Genomic DNA, 2,111 nt, shown 5'->3' on the forward strand with positions numbered 1-2,111 from the left:
CAGCCGGACAGGTCGATCCAGGTGTTGTGCTTGTGCGTGGCCACCGACAACGCCTCGTCCTGCCAGGGCACCGACGGGTGGGCCATGATGATCTGCTCGGCGTCTGGCCGGGCTGGGGCTTCGGCGGCCGGCAGGCGCGCGGCGTGATCCGCGACTGGGCACACACCGCGCGGACCGGCCGTTTTCCCCGGCTCGACGGCACGGACACCGAAGCGGCGGTACGCGCGGTGCGCACACCGGTGCTGGCGATCAGCGTGGACGACGACCAGTACACCCCGCACGAGACCATGGACCACCTCTGCGCGAAGCTCACCGCGGCACCGGTGACCCGCGAGCGGTACACGGTGGCGGACGCCGGGGCGCCGCTGGACCACTTCACCTGGGTCCGCGCCGGCGCGCCGCTGGCCGGGCGGATCGCCCGTTTCGCCGCGGACCTGCCGCCCCGCTGAGCCGTACCGGCTGCTCGGGGCGGCCCGCCCCGCTCACTCCTCCGGGTCCAGCGGCACCAGCTCGTCGTCGCGTTCCACCTGGATCTGCGCGTGGTCCTTGCGCGGCGCGACCTCCGCGGTGTTCCGGTGCGGATCGTTGTTCGGGTGCATGAGCACCGCGTCGGTCTTGGGGGTCTTCTCGCGGACCTCATCCGGCTGCGACATCGCGTTCCCCTCTCCGTCGGCGTCGGACGGATCTACCCGCCACCGCGCGGACAACTCCTCCCGGCGGCGGTCTCCGACCGCGACGCCCGTACGTCCCCGTCGTGTCGGCGCGACGGGGATCGACCGGCGGGCGACGGGGTTAGCCGCCCGGGCGGCGGGTAAGCCGCTTCGCCCGACACGGCGGAAGGGGATCACATGTCCGAACGACACACCGCACTGCGCTCGATGCACGATCTGGGTCTGGCGGCCTGGTTCGGCGGCTCCCTCATGGGTGCCTTCGGCGTCAACGGCGCAGCGGCGAAAATCAACGACTCGACCCAGCGACTTCCGGTCGCCTCGGCCGGTTGGTCGAAGTGGACTCCGGTCAACGCGGCCGCGATCGGCGCGCACCTGGCCGGTGCGGTCGGCGAACTGGTCACGGAGAGCCCACGGGTGGTGGCCCAGCGCGGGGTCGGCCGGGCCAGCGCCATCAAGACGGCGTTGACGATCGGCGCGCTCGCGGTCACCGGCTACAGCCGGTTGGTCGGCATGCGGTTGGAGAAGGCGGGCGGCCCGCCGGTGAACGGCGCCACGGAACCCAGCCACCAGACGCCGGCCAGCGTCGCCTCCTCGCAGCGGCAGATGAAGCTGCTCCAGTGGGCGATTCCGGCGCTGACGGGATCACTGGTCGTGGTCACGGCGTACATGAGTGAGCAGCAGAAGCCAGGTCAGGTGCTGCGCGGGATCCTCAGCCGCACCAGCGGAATGCGCAGCGCGCCGATGGGCATGGCCAAGATGGGCATGGGCAAGATGGGCATGGGCAAGATGGGCATGGGCATGGGAAAGCGGCAGATGGCCATGGCCGGACGCTGAGCGTCGGGCCGGCCGGCTTCCCACCGGACCGTCGACGGCGGGGCGCCGGCCGACCCCACGCGCCCGCCACGCGCTATGGCGTGCCGAGCGGGCAGGACCGGCCCGGGGACGGGCAATCCGTCCGCCGGTAGCGGCGGACCGACGAGCGAGGTGGCCATGGCGGCAGACGAGAGACGCAGCAGAGGCGGCGGTGACCGGCCGGTCCCGGAGGCGGTCAAACCGTGGCGCGCCGACGACGGTTTCGACGCCGACGCGCCCTGGGGCGCGGACGACGACTCGCCGATGGACGAGGGCAGCGAGGAGACAGCGGTGCCCGAGGGACGGCGCGGTGAGCGGCGCGCGGGCGCCCCGGCCGGCCGGAGCGGTCCGGCCGGACGGCACGGCTTCGGTTCGGTCGAACCCACCCGTACGACGACGGCCGGGCCGGGAGCGCCACCGGATCCGGCGCCCAGCGGTCGGAGCTTCCCCGACGACGCGGACGTCAACGAGCGGTCCCAGGACGCGCTGCGCACCCGGGGTCGACGCTCCTGATCAACGGCGCTGCCCGCCGCCCGGGTGGCCGTGCCGGCGAACTCGCTGAGCAGCAGCGCGCCCGTGTCGTCCACC

The 2,111-nt window shown here is 73.5% G+C and carries 3 protein-coding genes and 2 pseudogenes; 3 read left to right on the forward strand and 2 right to left on the reverse strand.

What is annotated here, in order from left to right; genetic code table 11:
- A pseudogene (locus AB0J68_RS31435) lies at positions 1-92 on the reverse strand (4-hydroxyphenyl-beta-ketoacyl-CoA hydrolase); the annotation flags it as partial.
- Here AB0J68_RS31435 and AB0J68_RS31440 point away from each other — a divergent pair.
- A pseudogene (locus AB0J68_RS31440) lies at positions 93-449 on the forward strand (alpha/beta hydrolase); the annotation flags it as partial. It abuts the pseudogene before it with no gap.
- A gap of 33 nt (positions 450-482) precedes the next feature.
- Here AB0J68_RS31440 and AB0J68_RS31445 read toward each other — a convergent pair.
- Positions 483-653, reverse strand: a complete 171-nt coding sequence (locus AB0J68_RS31445) for a hypothetical protein (RefSeq protein WP_354855093.1) — start codon at positions 651-653, stop codon at positions 483-485.
- Positions 654-848: 195 nt separating this feature from the next.
- Here AB0J68_RS31445 and AB0J68_RS31450 point away from each other — a divergent pair, with 195 nt between their 5' ends.
- Positions 849-1,505, forward strand: coding sequence for a hypothetical protein (locus AB0J68_RS31450; RefSeq protein WP_354855092.1), 657 nt, complete (start codon positions 849-851; stop codon positions 1,503-1,505).
- 156 nt (positions 1,506-1,661) lie between these two features.
- Positions 1,662-2,036, forward strand: a complete 375-nt coding sequence (locus AB0J68_RS31455; protein WP_354855091.1) for a hypothetical protein — start codon at positions 1,662-1,664, stop codon at positions 2,034-2,036.
- Positions 2,037-2,111: the final 75 nt, after the last annotated feature.

Origin of the sequence: Micromonospora sp. NPDC049580, from assembly GCF_040675595.1 — a bacterium.
GTDB lineage: Bacteria > Actinomycetota > Actinomycetes > Mycobacteriales > Micromonosporaceae > Micromonospora.

What these genes read in the sequence shown, in the direction of transcription:
- AB0J68_RS31445 (WP_354855093.1), bottom strand. Translation starts at nt 653, where the DNA reads ATGTCGCAGCCGGATGAGGTCCGCGAGAAGACCCCCAAGACCGACGCG.
- AB0J68_RS31450 (WP_354855092.1), top strand. Translation starts at nt 849, where the DNA reads ATGTCCGAACGACACACCGCACTGCGCTCGATGCACGATCTGGGTCTG.
- AB0J68_RS31455 (WP_354855091.1), top strand. Translation starts at nt 1,662, where the DNA reads ATGGCGGCAGACGAGAGACGCAGCAGAGGCGGCGGTGACCGGCCGGTC.